We start from the raw sequence: 15,608 nt of genomic DNA, 5'->3' as shown, positions 1-15,608 counted from the left end.
ATCCCGGCACTGTAGGCCGCGACCCGGGCCGCGCGGACGCGACCTACAGGGGTGTGACGTACGCCCCCGAGATGCCGCCGTCGACGAGGAAGTCGGTGGCGTTCACGAACGAGGAGTCGTCGCTGGCGAGGAAGGCGACGGCGGCGGCGATCTCCTCCGCCTCGGCGAACCGGCCCAGCGGGATGTGCACCAGGCGGCGCGCGGCCCGCTCCGGGTCCTTCGCGAACAGCTCCTGCAACAGCGGGGTGTTGACCGGCCCCGGGCACAGGGCGTTGACCCGGATGCCCTCGCGGGCGAACTGCACGCCCAGTTCCCGGGACATGGCGAGCACGCCGCCCTTGGAGGCCGTGTAGGAGATCTGCGAGGTCGCGGCACCCATCCTGGCCACGAAGGACGCCGTGTTGATGATCGAGCCCCTGCCCTGGCGCCGCATGTAGGGGATGGCGGCCTTGCAGCACAGGTAGACGGAGGTGAGGTTGACCTCCTGGACGCGTTTCCAGGCCTCCAGGCCGGTCTCCAGGATGGAGTCGTCGTCGGGCGGGGAGATGCCGGCGTTGTTGAAGGCGATGTCGACGCTGCCGTAGGTGTCGTAGGCGGTCCTGAACAGGGCCTCGACCTCCTCCGGGTCGGTGACGTCGACCTTCACGAAGGTGCCGCCGGTCTCCTCGGCGGCGGCCTTGCCGCGGGTCTCGTCGACGTCGCCGCAGACGACGTGCGCGCCCTCGGAGGCGAGACGGCGCGCGGCGGCGAGTCCGATGCCGCTGCCGGCTCCGGTGACGACGGCGGTGCGGCCGACCAGACGGCGGCAGATGCTTTCCTGGGCAGTCACTGTGCGGGGCCCTCCGTGCTGATGAAGACGTTCTTGGTCTCGGTGAAGGCGGCCAGGGCGTCGGGGCCGAGCTCGCGGCCGACGCCGGACTGCTTGAAGCCGCCGAACGGGGTCCAGTAGCGGACGCTGGCGTGGGAGTTGACGGACAGGTTGCCGGCGCGGACGGCGCGGGAGACGCGCAGGGCGCGGCCGACGTCGCGGGTCCAGATGGAGCCGGACAGGCCGTAGGGGGTGTCGTTGGCGAGGCGGACGGCGTCCTCCTCGTCGGTGAAGGGCAGCAGGACCGCCACGGGGCCGAAGATCTCCTCGCGGGACGCGGGCGAGTCCGGTCGCTCCCCGGTGAGGACGGTCGGCGGGAACCAGAAGCCGGGTCCCTCGGGGGCGCTCCCGCGCAGCGCCGGGGCGTCGTCGGGCACGAAGCCGCGGACGCGGTCGAGCTGCTGCCGGGAGATGAGCGGGCCCATCTGCGTCTTCTCGTCGGCCGGGTCGCCCACCACCACGGCGGACAGGGCGTCGGCGAGCAGGTCGCGGACCTCGTCGTACACGGACTCCTGGACCAGCACGCGGGTGCGGGCGCAGCAGTCCTGGCCGGAGTTGTCGAGGAAGGAGAAGGGGTCGACGGCGGTCGCGAGGTCGGCGTCGGCGAAGACGATGTTGGGGCTCTTGCCGCCGAGTTCGAGGGTGACCGGCTTGACCTGCTCGGCGGCGAGCGCGGCCACGCGCGTGCCGGTCCGGGTCGAGCCGGTGAAGACGATCTTGGCGATGCCGGGGTGGCGGACGAGCGCGTCGCCCGTGATGTCGCCGCGTCCGGGCAGGACCTGGAAGAGGTGCTCGGGCAGCCCGGCTTCGAGGGCGAGTTCGGCCAGGCGCAGGGCGGTGAGCGGGGTGGTCTCGGCGGGCTTGAGCAGGACCGCGTTGCCGGCCGCGAGCGCCGGGGCGGTGCCCCAGGCGGCGATGGGCAGGGGGAAGTTCCAGGGGGCGATCACGCCGACGACGCCGAGCGGTTCGAGGATCGTGACGTCCAGGCCGCCGGGCACGGGGATCTGCCGGCCGGTGAGCCGCTCCACTCCCCCGGCCGCGTAGTCCAGCAGGTCGCGGACGTTGCCGGCCTCCCAGCGGGCGTTGCCGATCAGGTGGCCGGCCTCGCGGACCTCCAGACGGGCCAGCTCCTCCAGGTGCTCGTCGACGGTGGCGGCGAAGCGGCGCAGCAGCCGGGCGCGGTCGCCGGGGGCGAGGGCGGCCCAGGACCGCTGCGCCCGGGCGGCGCGCGCGACGGCCGTGTCGACGTCGGCCGGGCTCGCTCCGGCGACGACGGCGACGACCTCCTCGGTCGCGGGGTTCAGCACGTCCAGCAGGTGCTCGGAAGACACCGCTGAGGACTCTGAAGACTCTGAAGACAACGAGGACCTCACAGACGTTCGAAGGAGCGGCGCAGCTCCCAGTCGGTCACCGCGGCGTCGAACGCGTCCAGTTCGACGCGCGCCATGTTGCGGTAGTGCGCGACGACCTCGTCCCCGAAGGCCGCCTGGGCGATGGCGCTGTGCTCCCAGAGCTCGGCGGCCTCGCGCAGGGTGGTGGGGACGTGGGCGAAGTCGGCGGTGTAGGCGTTGCCGGCGCAGGGTTCGGGCAGTTCCAGCTTCTGCTCGATGCCGTGCAGCCCGGCCGCGATCAGTCCGGCGACGGCGAGGTAGGGGTTGACGTCGCCGCCGGGCAGGCGGTTCTCGAAGCGCATGGAGCGGCCGTGGCCGACCACGCGCAGCGCGCAGGTGCGGTTGTCACGGCCCCAGGCGACGGCGGTCGGGGCGAAGGAGCCGGGCTGGAACCGCTTGTAGGAGTTGATGTTGGGTGCGTAGAGCAGGGAGAACTCGCGCAGGGCGGCGAGCTGCCCGGCGAGGAAGTGCCGCATGACGTCGGACATGCCGCCCGGGCCGTCCCCGGCCATGGCGTTGGCGCCGTCGGCGTCGGCGAGCGAGAGGTGGATGTGGCAGGAGTTGCCCTCGCGCTCGTTGTACTTGGCCATGAAGGTGATCGACATGCCGTCCTGGGCGGCGATCTCCTTGGCGCCGGTCTTGTACACGGCGTGCTGGTCGCAGGTGACCAGGGCCTCGTCGTAGCGGAAGGCGATCTCGTGCTGGCCGGGGTTGCACTCGCCCTTGGCGGACTCGACGGTCAGGCCGGCGCCGGCCATCTCGTTGCGGATGCGGCGCAGCAGGGGCTCGATGCGGCCGGTGCCGAGGACGGAGTAGTCGATGTTGTACTGGTTGGCCGGGGTGAGGCCGCGGTAGTTCGCGTCCCAGGCCTGTTCGTAGGTGTCCTTGAAGACGATGAACTCCAGCTCGGTGCCGACCTGGGCGGTGTAGCCGAGTTCGGCCAGGCGGTCCAGCTGGCGGCGCAGGATCTGGCGGGGGGCGGCGGCCACCGGGGAGCCGTCCTCCCAGGCGAGGTCGGCGAGGACCATCGCCGTGCCTTCGTTCCACGGCACCCGGCGCAGGGTGGCCAGGTCCGGGTGCATGGCGAAGTCGCCGTAGCCGCGGTCCCAGGAGGACATGGCGTAACCGTCGACGGTGTTCATCTCGGTGTCGACGGCGAGCAGGTAGTTGCAGCCCTCGGTGCCGTGGTGGAGGACTTCGTCGAGGAAGAAGCGTGCGGCGAACCGCTTGCCCTGGAGCCGCCCTTGCATGTCGGGGAAGGCCAGGACGACAGTGTCGATCTCACCGCCGGCGACGAGGGCGTGCAGCTCCTCGACGCTCAGCGGGGGTGTGCGGTCTGCCACGGGAGAGCCTCCTTCGGCTTCTTTCGGCGAGCCGGGAGCCATAAGGTATTGCGGAAGACCATTGCTTGGGAAGGGGGTACGGCCACATGCCGGAGGAAGCGGTCGGCGGGGTGCGGGACCGGCTGACGCCGGTGCTGCGGCCGGTGCGCGCGGGCAACGGCTTCGAGGAGGCCTTGGAGCAGATCCTCCAGGTCGTGCGGCTGGGCCTGGTGGCGGGGGGCGAGCGGCTGCCGGCCGAGCGGGAGCTGGCCGAGCGGCTGGGGATCAGCCGGGTGACGCTGCGCGAGGTGCTGAAGGTGCTCCAGGACCAGGGTCTGGTCGAGTCGCGGCGCGGGCGCTACGGGGGCACGTTCGTGCTGCCGCGCTCCGACGCGGGCGGCGAGGACGAGCTGCGGCGCCGGATCGCCGAGACCGACATCGAGGACGTGCTGCGGTTCCGGGAGGTGCTGGAGGTGGGCGCGGCCGGGCTGTGCGCGGCGCACGGACTGACCGGGGACCAGGAGGCACGGCTGCGGGCGGCGCTGGCGGGCACGCACGACGCGCCGCTGAGCGACTACCGGCGCCGCGACACGCTGCTGCACCTCACGCTCGCCGAGCTGTCCGGCTCCCCCACGCTGACCGCCCAGTACGCGGCGGTGCGCGCGAGCGTCAACGACCTGCTCGACTGCATCCCGCTGCTGGTGCGCAACCTGGAGCACTCGCAGCGGCAGCACACCGCCCTGGTGGAGGCCGTGATCGAGGGCGACGCCGACCAGGCGCGGGAGATCATGCGCGAGCACTGCGGGGGCACGGCGGCGCTGCTGCGCGGGTTCCTGGGCTGAGCCCGCCCGCGGCCGGACCCGGTGAGGATTTACGGGCGATTAACGCACGGGTCTTGCCTTCCCTCGGTCGGCACCGCAAAGGTATGGCCTCATTCCATTGAGTCGTAGCGCGCTCGGCCCCGTGATCGCCGCCCCGTCGGGAGTCTGCCCATGTCCGAGGAACCCACCACCCCACCCGCCGCCCCGGAGGGCGACGACTATCTGGAGCGCAGAGCGCTCCGCCGCGGCAGCGCCGGCTGGGTGCTGCTGACCGGTCTCGGTGTCGCCTACGTCGTCTCCGGCGACTACTCGGGCTGGAACTTCGGCCTCGCCGAGGGCGGCTTCGGGGGTCTGGCCATCGCCATGGTGCTGATGGGCGCCATGTACGCCTGCATGGTCTTCGCCCTCGCCGAACTGTCCTCGATCCTGCCCACGGCGGGCGGCGGCTACGGCTTCGCCCGTCGCGCGCTGGGCCCCTGGGGCGGCTTCCTGACCGGCACGGCGATCCTCATCGAGTACGTCCTCGCGCCCGCCGCGATCGTCATCTTCATCGGCGACTACGTCGAGTCGCTCGGCCTGTTCGGCCTGGAGTCGGGCTGGCCGATGTACCTGGTCTGCTTCGCGATCTTCCTCGGCATCCACCTGTGGGGCGTGGGCGAGGCGCTGCGCTTCAGCTTCGTCGTCACCGGCATCGCGGTGGCGGCCCTGATCGTGTTCGCGCTGGCCGCGCTGCCGGACTTCTCCTTCGGGGCGCTGGACGACATCCCGGTCGACGCCTCGGCCGCCGGGGCGAACTCCTGGCTGCCGTTCGGGCTGCTCGGCATCTGGGCGGCCTTCCCGTTCGGCATGTGGTTCTTCCTGGGCGTCGAGGGCGTGCCGCTGGCCGCGGAGGAGACCCGGGAACCGGCCCGCACGCTGCCGAAGGCGATCCGCTGGTCGATGGCCATCCTGGTGGTGCTCGCGGTGGTGACGTTCTTCGCGGCGGCCGGGGCGCGCGGCTCCGCCGCGATCCAGGAGGCGGGCAACCCGCTGGTGGAGGCGCTCCAGCCGGACGGCGAGGCGACGACCCTGAGCCGGATCGTCAACTACGCCGGTCTCGCGGGCCTGGTGGCCTCCTTCTTCTCCCTGATCTACGCGGGCTCGCGCCAGCTGTTCGCCCTCTCCCGCGCGGGTTACCTGCCCCGCTTCCTGTCCCTCACCAGCCGCCGCAAGGCGCCCTACCTGGGCCTGCTCGTGCCCGGCACGATCGGCTTCCTGCTGGCCGCGGTGTCCGGCAACGGCGCCCGCATGCTGAACATCGCCGTCTTCGGCGCGACCATCTCCTACGCGCTGATGTCGCTGTCGCACATCGTGCTGCGCCGCCGCGAACCGGAGCTGCCCCGGCCGTACCGCACGCCGGGCGGGGTGCTGACCTCGTCGATCGCGCTGGTGCTGGCCTGTGCGGCGCTGGTGGCGACGTTCCTGGTGGACGTGACGGCCGCGTTCATCGCGCTCGTGGTGTACGCCGTCGCCGTCGCGTACTTCGGCCTGTACAGCCGCAAGCGGCTGGTGGCCAAGGCGCCGGAGGAGGAGTTCGCGGCGCTGGCCGCGGCCGAGGCAGAGTTGGCACGGGACTGAGTCGAGGAGGAGTCGCTGTGGCCAGGCCGTTGATCGGGGTCAGCACCTATCTGGAGTCGGGTGCGCGCTGGGGTGTGTGGGAGCTGGAGGCGGCGCTGCTGCCGGTCGGTTACCCGCGGCTGGTGCAGCGGGCGGGCGGCCTGGCCGCGATGCTGCCGCCGGACGCCCCGCAGCGGGCCGCCGAGGCCGTGGCCCGGCTGGACGGGCTGGTCATCGCGGGCGGTCCCGATGTGGAGCCGGTGCGCTACGGCGCCGAGCGCGAGCCCCGGACGGGGCCGCCCGCGCCGGAGCGGGACGCGTGGGAACTGGCCCTGATCGACGCGGCGCTCGCGGCCGGGGTGCCCCTGCTGGGGATCTGCCGGGGGATGCAGCTGCTGAACGTGGCTCTGGGCGGCACGCTCGTGCAGCACCTGGAGGGGCACGCGGAGGTCGTCGGCGTGTTCGGCGGGCACCCCGTGAAGCCGGTGCCGGGCACGCTGTACGCCGGGATCGTGCCGGAGGAGGCGTCGGTGCCGACCTACCACCACCAGGCCGTGGACCGCCTCGGCGAGGGCCTGGTCCCGTCGGCGTACGCCGCGGACGGCACGGTGGAGGCGGTGGAACTCCCCGCCCCGGCCTGGGCGCTCGGCGTGCAGTGGCATCCGGAGATGGGGGACGACGTACGGGTGATGCGGGCCCTGGTGGAGGCGGCGTCGCGGTGACCCGCGCCCGGCCGACGCCTCGTTCCGGGGCCGGCCGGCGCCACCGGACCGATGGCGCCCGGCTCTCGTGGGGCGGCACCGGACCCCCGTGCGCGGGGGCGGCACCCGGACCGGGCCGGTGCCGTGCGCGCCCCCGTGCCCCCGTTCGGTGGCCTGGGTCGTGTCCGAAGGGTCCCTCCCTCCGCCCGGAGGGCGGTACCTGCCGCGTCCGGTGCGTGCTCTCGGCGTGCCGGACCCGGTCCCTCGTACTTGGGCGTACTCGGGACTGCGTCCGGTGCGGCGAGAGAGTGCGTGCCGGGCGTCGCGGGGCAGGAGGGACTGTGCGGACACGGCCTAGTCCCGCGTCAGCGACAGCAGGTCGCGGGCCGGTCCCGTCGGGCGGTGGCCCGTCGGCCATACCGCCCGCAGGTCACGTGCCAGGGCCACCCCGGCCACCGGTACCCGCACCAGCCGCCGCATCGCCAGTTCCTCCCCCACCGCCAGTTCGCTCAGCACCGCCGGTCCCGCCCCGCTGACCGCCGCGGCCTTCACCGCGGTCGTCGAGGACAACTCGATCAGCGGCCGGGCCAGTCCGCCCAGAGCCGCGTCCAGCACCTGGCGCGTCCCGGAGCCCTTCTCCCGCAGGATCAACGGGGTCGAGGCCAGTTCCTGGGCCGCCACCGGCCGCCCACGGCGCCCCCAGGGGTGTCCCGGTGCGGTCACGACTATCAGCCGGTCGTGCGCGATGACCACCGAGTCCAGTCCGGTCGGCACCGAAAGCCCCTCCACGAAGCCCAGGTCCGCCTCGTCCGACAGCAGGCGCTCGGCGACCACCGTGGAGTTGCCCGCGAGCAGGGACACCGCCGTGTCGGGCCGCTGCGCCCGCAGCGCCAGCAGCCACCCCGGCAGCAGGTACTCCGCGATGGTCATGCTCGCCGCCACGCGCAGCCGTGAGTCACGCCGGTCGCGCAGCGCCTGCGCCCCCGCGTCGAACGCCTCCGCCGCCTCCACGATCCGCCGCGCCCAGTCCGTCACCAGCGCACCGGCGTCCGTCAGCCGGGACCCGCGGGGCGAACGGTCGACCAGCGCCACGCCGAGCTGCCGCTCCATCGACCGGATCCGGCTGCTGGCCGCGGGCTGGGTGATGCCGAGCTCGCGCGCCGCCCCGCCGAGGCTGCCGACCCGCGCCACCGCCAGCAGCAGCTCCAGGGCCCCCAGGTCCGGCACCCGGTGCGCCAGGGACCCGCCGACCGACGGACCGGGCTGCTCCTCCGTGTTGCTCATAAAGCCAGCTTATGTCGCCATAGAAGCGAACTCCCTGGTGGTACGCCTGCCCCGGCCCGACCGTGGAGTCATGGTCACCGCAGCCCCGCCCCTCGCGCACCCGCTGTCCGTCCGGCACCTCGGGCCCAACTGGTACGCCACCGTGATGGGCACGGCCGTGGTGGCCACCGCCGGAGCCGCTCTCCCGGGGCACGTCGCGGGGCTGCGCGGCGTGCTCTGCGGCGTCTGGGTCCTCTCCCTGGTCCTGCTCCTGGCCTTGCTCGCCGCCCGGTCCGCGCACTGGGCCCGCCACCGCGACCAGGCGCGCGCCCATCTGCTCGACCCGGCGACGGCGCCGTTCTACGGCTGCCTCGCCATGGCCCTGCTCGCCGTCGGCGGCGGTGCCCTCGCCGTCGGCCGGGACGTGATCGGCCTGCGGGCCGCGGTGGCGCTCGACGCCGTGCTGTTCACCGCCGGCACGGCTGTCGGGCTGGCCGCCGCCGTCGCCGTTCCGTACCTGATGGCCGTACGCCACCGGGTGGAGCCGGGGCAGGCCACGCCGGTGTGGCTGCTGCCGTTGGTCGCGCCCATGGTGTCGGCCGCCGTGGGGCCGCGGCTGGTGCCGTATCTGCCTCCCGGTCAGGCCCGCCGGACGCTGCTGCTGCTCTGCTTCGCGCTGTTCGGGCTCAGCCTGCTCGCGACCGCGCTCATGCTGCCCCTGGTCTTCGCCCGGCTGCTCACCGGAGGGCCGCTGCCCCTCGCCCTCACCCCGACGCTGTTCCTGGTGCTGGGCCCGATCGGCCAGTCCACCACCGCCGTCGGCGCCTTCGCGGACGTCGCCCCCGTTGTCGTGCCGGAGCCCTGCAGCCAGGGTCTCGGCGCCCTCGCCGTGCTCTACGGCGTGCCCGTGATGGGGTTCGCGCTGCTCTGGTTCTGCCTGGCCGGCGTTCATGTGTGGCGTGCCCGGCGGCAGGGGATGCGGTTCGCGATGAGCTGGTGGTCCTTCACCTTCCCGGTCGGCACCTGTGTCACGGGCGCCGAGGCGCTGGCCCGGCACACCGGGCTCCTGGCCTACGCGGGGCCGACCGTCGTGCTCTACGGGGTGCTGGTCGCCGCCTGGGGCACGGCCGTCGTGGGCACCGTGCGCGGGGTGGTCAGGGGCGAGCTGCTCGCAGGGCCCCGCCCAGCAGCCGCGGTGCCTCGGCCAGCGACGGCCCGTACCACGTCAGGTGCCGTCCGCTGACGAGCGCGCACGGCAGCCCGGGGAAGGCCTCCGGCCCGTCGTCGGCCGTGAAGCGGTACGGCTCGTCCGGCAGGACCACCACGTCCGGCGCCGCCGCCCGCAGTTCCTCCAGCGGGACGCGCGGATACCGCTCGGGGTGCGCCGCGTGCACGTGGTCGACGCCGAGGCGGGCCAGGACGTCACCGGCGAAGGTGTCACGGCCCAGGACCATCCACGGGCGGCGCCACACCGGCACGACCGCCGTGCGCCGCACTTCCGGCGGCGGCAGGGCCGACCAGGTCTCCTCCGCCTCGTCCAGCCAGCGGGGCCGGGCCGTCACACCGCAGGCGGCCAGGACCCGGTCCAGTTCCCGGAAGGCCTGCGGCACGTCACGGACCTCCGTCACCAGGACCTCCACACCCGCCGCGCGCAGGGCCGCCAGGTCCGGTTCGCGGTTCTCCTCCTCGTTGGCGATCACCAGGTCGGGCGCGAGGGAGACGATCCGTTCGGTCTTCGGGTTCTTGGTGCCGCCGACGCGCACCACGTCCAGGTCCGGCGGGTGCGAGCACCAGTCGGTGGCCCCGGCCAGGACGCCGGGCGCGGACCGGGCCACGGCCTCGGTCAGCGAGGGAACCAGCGAGACGGCCCTCACCGGCGTGGCCGGTCCCGGACCGCCTCGATGTGCTCCGCCACGGCCACGACGATCACGCGCGTGTCCGACTCCGCGGCCCGCCAGCGGTGCCGTACCCCGCCGGTGAGGTACAGCGTGTCGCCCCGGCCGAGCCGGTAGGCGCGGCCCTCCGCCTCGATCTCCACGGCGCCGTCGGCGACGTACATCAACTGGTCGTTGCGGTACTGGAATTCACGGCCCGCGTCGTGGTCGCCGATGAACTCGGAGGCGTGCATCTGGTGGTGTCCGCGCACCAGGGACCGGGTGCGCGGCTGGTCGGCCGGCGGCTCGGTGCCGTCCGCGCGGACGACGTCCACGCTGCACGCCGGATCGGCCGCGGCGAGGAGTTCGACGGCGGTGGTGCGCAGGGCGTCGGCGACCTTCTCCAGGGAGCTGGTGCTGGGGCGCGCGCGGTCGTTCTCGATCTGGCTCAGGAACGGGACCGACAGGCCGCTGCGCTCGGCCACGACGGCGAGGGTGAGCTCCAGCGCGCGGCGGCGGCGGCGCACGGCCGCGCCCACCCGCAGGGGCTGCTCTTTGTGGTCGCCCATCGCTCCGGCTCCCTCCTTCGCCCGTCGATCCGCGTCCAGTGTGCCGAGGGCCCGGCGCACGGCTTCTGTTGAGTTGTCTGCACCCTACGCATGTTCGGCAAACCGTTTCATGCGCCCGTCACATCGACGTCGTCCGGGGCGGGGCGCGACCTCACGGTTCACGCCAGGGGATCCGCCGCCCGGGAGGCCGGGACCGGGATTCCTCTGCGGGAGGAACAGGGAGGGAGAGGGGGTTCGGGGGGTGGTGTAGCGCTGTGTGGTTGTCCGGATCCTGATCGTGGATCCGGGGGGTGCGGGGCGGGACGCGGGCGTGTCGCGCGTCCCACCCCGGAACCCTACTGCGGTGTCATCCGGTTCACCATGTCCGGGTGCCGCTTCAGCCACGCGGCGACGGCCTCTTCCTCATGCCCCTGGCCGCGGTCCTTGATCTCGCTCTCCAGACTGCCGAGCTCGTCCTCGCTCATCCTGAAGTTCTTGATCCACTTCGTGAGCTGCGGATACTGCTCGGGGAACTCCTCGTTGGAGATGGTACGGATCGTGTTGCCCTCGCCGAAGGCCTTCTTCGGGTCCTTCAGCTTGGTCAGCTCGTAGTCGCTGTACGCCCAGTGCGGCGACCACAGGGTGACGGCGATCGGCTCCTTCTTGGCGTAGGCACGCTTCAGCTCGGCCAGCATGGCCGGGGTGGAGCCGTCGACGACCTCGTACTCCTCGTCCAGGCCGTAGGCGGGCAGGACCTTGTTCTTCGCCAGGTCCATCTCGCCGGTGCCCGGCTCGATGCCGATGATCTTCCCCTTGAAGGTGCCCGACTTGCCCTTGAGGTCCTCCAGGGAGTCGACGCCCTTCACGTAGGACGGCACGGCGATCTCCAACGAGGTCGGTTCGTACCAGGTGCCGAGGTCCTTGAGCCGGTCCTTGTTCTTGTCCCAGTAGTTCTTCTGGGCGTGGGGCAGCCAGGCGTCGAAGTTGAGGTCGAGGTCACCGGAGGCGAGGCCGGTGTAGACCGGACCGACGTCCATCTGCTTCAGGTTCAGCCGGTAGCCGCGCCGCTCCAGGACGTTCTTCCACAGGTAGGTGACCGCGATGTCCTCGTCCCAGGGGAACCAGGCCACGTCCAGGGGCTGGGCGGCCTCGGCCGGCGTGCCGCCCGCGGCGCCCCGCACCGGGGCCATCTTGTCGGCGTAGCCGGGGTGCCGCTTCAGCCAGGCGCGGACGGCGTCCTGCTGCCTGCCCTTGCCCGCCTTGTTGATCTCGGCTTCGAGGCCGGTGAGCTCCTTCTCGCTCATCCCGAAGTCCTTCAGCCACCCGGCGACCGTCGGGTCGTCGGCGGCGAAGCCCTTGCGGGCCAGGGTGTGCACGCCGTCGCCCTCGCCCCAGGCGCCCTTCGGATCCTTCAGCTTCTTGAGGCCGTAGTCGTTGTACGCCCAGTGCGGCGACCAGAGCGTGACGACGATCGGCTTCTTCCGGGCGTACGCGCGCTTCAGCTCGGCCAGCATCGCGGGCGTGGAGCTGTCGACGACCTCGTACTCCTTGTCCAGGCCGTACTCCTTGAGGACCTTGCTCTTGAGCAGGGCCATCTCGCCGGCGCCGGCCTCGATGCCGGTGATCTTCCCGCCGAACTGCGAGGCCTTGCCCTTGAGGTCGGCCAGGGAGTCGACGCCCTTCAGGTAGGAGGGCACGGAGAGCTCCAGGGACGTCTTGTCGTACCAGGCGCCCAGGTCGTCGAGTTGCCTGCCGTACTTCTTCCAGTACTGGGCGTGCGTCGTGGGCAGCCAGGCGTCCGTCTGGAAGTCGACGTCGCCCCGGGCGAGGGAGGTGTACAGCGGCCCGGCGTCGAACTGCTTGGCCTCGACCTCGTAGCCGCGCTGTTCCAGGACCTCCTTCCACAGGAAGGTGGAGGCGACGCCCTCGTCCCAGGGGATGTAGCCGATGCTGATCTTCTTGCCCCGGCCGATGTCCTTGCCGCCGGCCGCGGCCTCGGTGCCGGAGTCGCCACCGCCGAGGACGCCCATGCCGCCCGCCGTGAGCGCGAGGACGAGCACGCCGGCCATGGCGACGACCGGGCGGGGCCGGTACGACCAGACCTTCAGCCCCTGGGCGGCCCGCAGCCTGGCGGCGGTGCGGCGGCCGAGCGGGGACACCTGGGTGCCGAGCGCGCTGGTCATGCGGTCGAGGTAGATCGCCAGGATCACGATGGCGACGCCGGCCTCGGAGCCGAGCCCGACGTTGAGCTGGCCGATGGCCTCGTTGACGTCGCCGCCGAGACCGCCGGTGCCGACCATGCCGGCGATCGCGGCCATGGACAGGCCCAGCATGATGACCTGGTTGACGCCGGCCATGACCGTGGGCAGGGCGAGCGGGAGCTGGACGCGCAGCAGCGTGTTGCGGGGTGTGGTGCCGAACGCCTCGGCCGCTTCGACGAGTTCCTTGTCGACCTGCCGGATGCCCAGCTCGGTCATGCGCACGCCCGGGGCGAGCGCGAAGATCAGGGTGGCGACGATGCCCGCGGGGGCGCCGGTGCCGAAGAACAGGATCGCCGGAATGAGGTAGATCATCGCGGGCAGCGTCTGCATGAAGTCCAGCACGGGCCGGACCAGACCGCTGACACGGTCCGAGCGCGCCGCCCAGATGCCCACGGGCAGGGCGATCACCAGGGCGATGACGGTCGCCACGAGGACGAGCGCCAGGGTGATCATCGCGTTCTCCCACAGTTCGAGGGAGTCGATGAACGCGAATCCGGCGAAGGCGAGGACACCGGCCAGGGTGCCGCGCAGCCAGAACGCGACGACCGCGAAGATGCCCGCGAGGAGCAGCGGTTCGGGGGCCTGGAGGACGGCGTTGATGCCGTCGTAGAGGCCGAGGAAGACGGTCTTGCAGAAGTCGAACAGCCACGCCATGTGGGTGGTGAGCCAGTCGACCGCGTCGTTGACCCAGGTGCCGAGCGGGATCCTAGGCACGGGCGGTCACCTTCTCTCCGCCCTTGTCGCGCGGGGAGTCGCAGGGCCGCGGGGCGGTGTCCTCCTCGTCGCCGAGGAAGCCGACCAGGCGCTGCCGGGGGACGACGCCGAGCTGCCGGTTGTCCCCGTCCACGACCGCGACCGGGTGGGTGAGCCGGGCGCTGATCGCGCACAGCTCGGTGAACGGGGTGTCCGGGGTGGCGGTCTCGCAGTGGCAGCCGGGGCCTTCGGCGGTGACCGAGGGGTCCATGAGCTCGCCGGCGGTCAGCACGCGGGAGCGGTCGACGTCCTGGGTGAAGGAGGCGACGTAGTCGTCGGCGGGCCGCAGCAGGATGTCCTGGGCGGTGCCGTTCTGGACGATGCGGCCGTCGCGCATGACGGCGATGCGGTCGCCCAGGCGCATGGCCTCGTTCAGGTCGTGCGTGATGAAGACGATCGTCTTCTTGAGCTTCTGCTGGAGCTCCAGCAGCTGGTCCTGCATGTCCCGGCGGATCAGCGGGTCCAGGGCGCTGAAGGACTCGTCCATCAGCAGCAGGTCGGCGTCCGTGGCCAGCGCGCGGGCGAGACCGACGCGCTGCTGCATGCCGCCGGACAGCTCGTCGGGCCAGGACTTCTCCCAGCCGGCCAGGCCGCACAGGGCGAGCGCCTCGTCGGCGCGGCGTTCACGCTCGGCGCGGGGCACGCCCTGCACTTCCAGACCGTAGGCGGCGTTCTCGCGGACGCTGCGGTGCGGGAAGAGCGCGAAGTGCTGGAAGACCATGCTGATCTTCCTGGAGCGGACCTCGCGCAGCTCACGGCCGCTCAGCGCGGTCAGGTCCTGGCCGTCGAAGCGCACCTGGCCCGCGGTCGGTTCGAGCAGGCCGTTCAGCATGCGCAGCAGGGTGGACTTGCCGGAGCCCGACAGCCCCATGACGACGAAGATCTGGCCCGGCTCGACGGTGAACGACGCGTCGATCACCGCGGCGGTCGTGCCCTCGGCACGCAGGTCCTCCCGGTCGGCTCCGTCGCGGAGCCGCTCGACCGCCCGGTCCGGTCTCCTGCCGAACACCTTGTACAGGCTCTCCGCCTGAAGGGTCGCTGACACGTGCACCTCTATTTCCTTGGCAACAGAACAGAGCGAGGACAGGACGCAAACAGTTGAAATGCGCAACCAGCCTCGCTCCGGGGCCGCGCCTCCCCCCGATCCCGCCGGGCAAACGGAAAGGTGGGGCGGTTCACACGGGACGCGCAGGACGCAACGCGTTGCGCAGCGGCGACCGGCTGTCGGTGGCGTACGGCATGATGCGTGGCGTGACCGGACGACTGATGCTCCTCGACACCGCCTCCCTGTACTTCCGCGCCTACTTCGGCGTGCCCGAGTCGGTCAAGGCCCCGGACGGCACGCCGGTGAACGCCGTGCGCGGCCTGCTCGACTTCATCGACCGCCTGGTCAGGGACCACCGGCCGGACGCGCTGGTGGCCTGCATGGACGCGGACTGGCGGCCGCAGTGGCGGGTGGAGCTCATCCCCTCCTACAAGGCCCACCGCGTCACCGAGGAGCACGCGGCCGGCCCGGACGAGGAGGAGGTGCCCGACACGCTGTCGCCGCAGGTGCCGGTCATCGAGGCGGTGCTGGACGCGGTGGGCATCGCCCGTGTGGGCGTGGCGGGGTACGAGGCGGACGACGTGATCGGCACGTTCACCGCGCGGGCGAAGGGCCCGGTCGACATCGTCACGGGCGACCGCGACCTGTACCAGCTGGTGGACGACGCGCGCGGGGTGCGCGTGCTGTACCCGCTGAAGGGCGTGGGCACGCTGCAGCTCACCGATGAGGCGGTGCTGCGTGCGAAGTATGGGGTGGACGGGAAGGGGTACGCGGATCTGGCCCTGCTGCGCGGCGACCCCAGCGACGGCCTGCCGGGAGTGCCGGGCGTCGGTGAGAAGACGGCCGCCAAGCTCCTGGCCGAGTACGGGGACCTGACCGGGATCCTGGCGGCGGTCGAGGACCGGCGGTCGAAGCTGACGCCGACGCAGCGCAGGCGGCTGGACGAGGCGCGCCCGTACCTCGCGGTCGCGCCGAAGGTGGTCCGGGTCGCGGACGACGTGCCGCTCCCGGAGGTGTCGACGGCGCTGCCGCGGGCCCCGCGTGATCCGGCGGCGCTGGAGGCGCTGGCGGCCCGTTGGGGACTGGGCGGCTCCCTGGAGCGTCTGCTGACGACGCTCGGGGCGTGACCTTCGTGTATGAGAGGTGTGAAGCGGGGACGGGGTGC

Annotated in this window: 13 protein-coding genes; 5 read left to right on the top strand and 8 right to left on the bottom strand. The window is 72.5% G+C overall.

What is annotated here, in order from left to right:
• Positions 1-43: 43 nt before the first annotated feature.
• The 3 genes from ACIGAQ_RS33675 to ACIGAQ_RS33665 are packed head-to-tail and all read right to left on the bottom strand — an operon-like array spanning position 44 to position 3,602.
• Positions 44-829 carry a 3-oxoacyl-ACP reductase gene (locus ACIGAQ_RS33675; RefSeq protein ID WP_362279030.1) on the bottom strand — a complete coding sequence of 262 codons (786 nt, stop codon included), beginning with the start codon at positions 827-829 and terminating at the stop codon, positions 44-46.
• Positions 826-2,199 carry an aldehyde dehydrogenase family protein gene (locus tag ACIGAQ_RS33670; RefSeq protein ID WP_399789729.1) on the bottom strand — a complete coding sequence of 458 codons (1,374 nt, stop codon included), beginning with the start codon at positions 2,197-2,199 and terminating at the stop codon, positions 826-828. Before ACIGAQ_RS33670 ends, ACIGAQ_RS33675 begins: the two co-directional genes overlap by 4 nt.
• Positions 2,200-2,237: 38 nt before the next feature.
• Positions 2,238-3,602: a glutamine synthetase family protein gene (locus ACIGAQ_RS33665; protein ID WP_399789726.1), complete on the bottom strand. Its 1,365-nt coding sequence runs from the start codon at positions 3,600-3,602 to the stop codon at positions 2,238-2,240.
• Between the two features lie 86 nt (positions 3,603-3,688).
• On the opposite strand from ACIGAQ_RS33665, the gene ACIGAQ_RS33660 reads away from it, so the two are divergent.
• From ACIGAQ_RS33660 to ACIGAQ_RS33650, 3 genes are all read left to right on the top strand, one after another.
• Positions 3,689-4,423, top strand: a complete 735-nt coding sequence (locus ACIGAQ_RS33660) for an FCD domain-containing protein (protein WP_362279027.1) — start codon at positions 3,689-3,691, stop codon at positions 4,421-4,423.
• Between the two features lie 150 nt (positions 4,424-4,573).
• Positions 4,574-6,019: an ethanolamine permease gene (gene eat, locus ACIGAQ_RS33655; RefSeq protein WP_362279026.1), complete on the top strand. Its 1,446-nt coding sequence runs from the start codon at positions 4,574-4,576 to the stop codon at positions 6,017-6,019.
• Between the two features lie 29 nt (positions 6,020-6,048).
• Positions 6,049-6,720, top strand: a complete 672-nt coding sequence (locus ACIGAQ_RS33650; protein ID WP_399790124.1) for a gamma-glutamyl-gamma-aminobutyrate hydrolase family protein — start codon at positions 6,049-6,051, stop codon at positions 6,718-6,720.
• Between the two features lie 333 nt (positions 6,721-7,053).
• Here the strand turns inward: ACIGAQ_RS33650 and ACIGAQ_RS33645 are convergent, their stop codons facing one another.
• The gene (locus ACIGAQ_RS33645) at positions 7,054-7,983 is read right to left on the bottom strand and encodes a LysR family transcriptional regulator (protein ID WP_399789722.1); all 930 of its coding nucleotides are present in this window, start codon (positions 7,981-7,983) and stop codon (positions 7,054-7,056) included.
• 70 nt (positions 7,984-8,053) lie between these two features.
• Between ACIGAQ_RS33645 and ACIGAQ_RS33640 the strand changes: the two genes are divergently transcribed.
• A complete protein-coding gene (locus tag ACIGAQ_RS33640) occupies positions 8,054-9,205 on the top strand; it encodes a TDT family transporter (protein ID WP_399789719.1) in 1,152 nt (383 codons plus the stop codon).
• Here ACIGAQ_RS33640 and ACIGAQ_RS33635 read toward each other — a convergent pair.
• The 4 genes from ACIGAQ_RS33635 to ACIGAQ_RS33620 form a co-directional block, all read right to left on the bottom strand.
• A complete protein-coding gene (locus ACIGAQ_RS33635) occupies positions 9,117-9,836 on the bottom strand; it encodes a helical backbone metal receptor (protein ID WP_399789717.1) in 720 nt (239 codons plus the stop codon). The genes ACIGAQ_RS33640 and ACIGAQ_RS33635 overlap by 89 nt on opposite strands.
• Positions 9,833-10,405, bottom strand: a complete 573-nt coding sequence (locus ACIGAQ_RS33630; RefSeq protein ID WP_399789715.1) for a helix-turn-helix domain-containing protein — start codon at positions 10,403-10,405, stop codon at positions 9,833-9,835. Before ACIGAQ_RS33630 ends, ACIGAQ_RS33635 begins: the two co-directional genes overlap by 4 nt.
• A 335-nt stretch (positions 10,406-10,740) precedes the next feature.
• Positions 10,741-13,359: an ABC transporter permease/substrate binding protein gene (locus ACIGAQ_RS33625; protein WP_399789712.1), complete on the bottom strand. Its 2,619-nt coding sequence runs from the start codon at positions 13,357-13,359 to the stop codon at positions 10,741-10,743.
• Positions 13,352-14,443, bottom strand: coding sequence for a glycine betaine/L-proline ABC transporter ATP-binding protein (locus ACIGAQ_RS33620; RefSeq protein WP_399789709.1), 1,092 nt, complete (start codon positions 14,441-14,443; stop codon positions 13,352-13,354). The genes ACIGAQ_RS33625 and ACIGAQ_RS33620 overlap by 8 nt, the downstream gene beginning before the upstream one ends.
• Positions 14,444-14,664: 221 nt before the next feature.
• Here ACIGAQ_RS33620 and ACIGAQ_RS33615 point away from each other — a divergent pair, with 221 nt between their 5' ends.
• The gene (locus ACIGAQ_RS33615; RefSeq protein WP_399790121.1) at positions 14,665-15,570 is read left to right on the top strand and encodes a 5'-3' exonuclease H3TH domain-containing protein; all 906 of its coding nucleotides are present in this window, start codon (positions 14,665-14,667) and stop codon (positions 15,568-15,570) included.
• The last annotated feature ends 38 nt before the right edge of the window (positions 15,571-15,608 follow it).

The organism is Streptomyces sp. NPDC085932 (assembly GCF_044540525.1).
Taxonomy (GTDB): Bacteria; Actinomycetota; Actinomycetes; order Streptomycetales; family Streptomycetaceae; genus Streptomyces; species Streptomyces levis.
The sequence above is the reverse complement of the archived record's forward strand: the minus strand, read 5'-3'. Positions and strand labels throughout refer to the sequence as shown.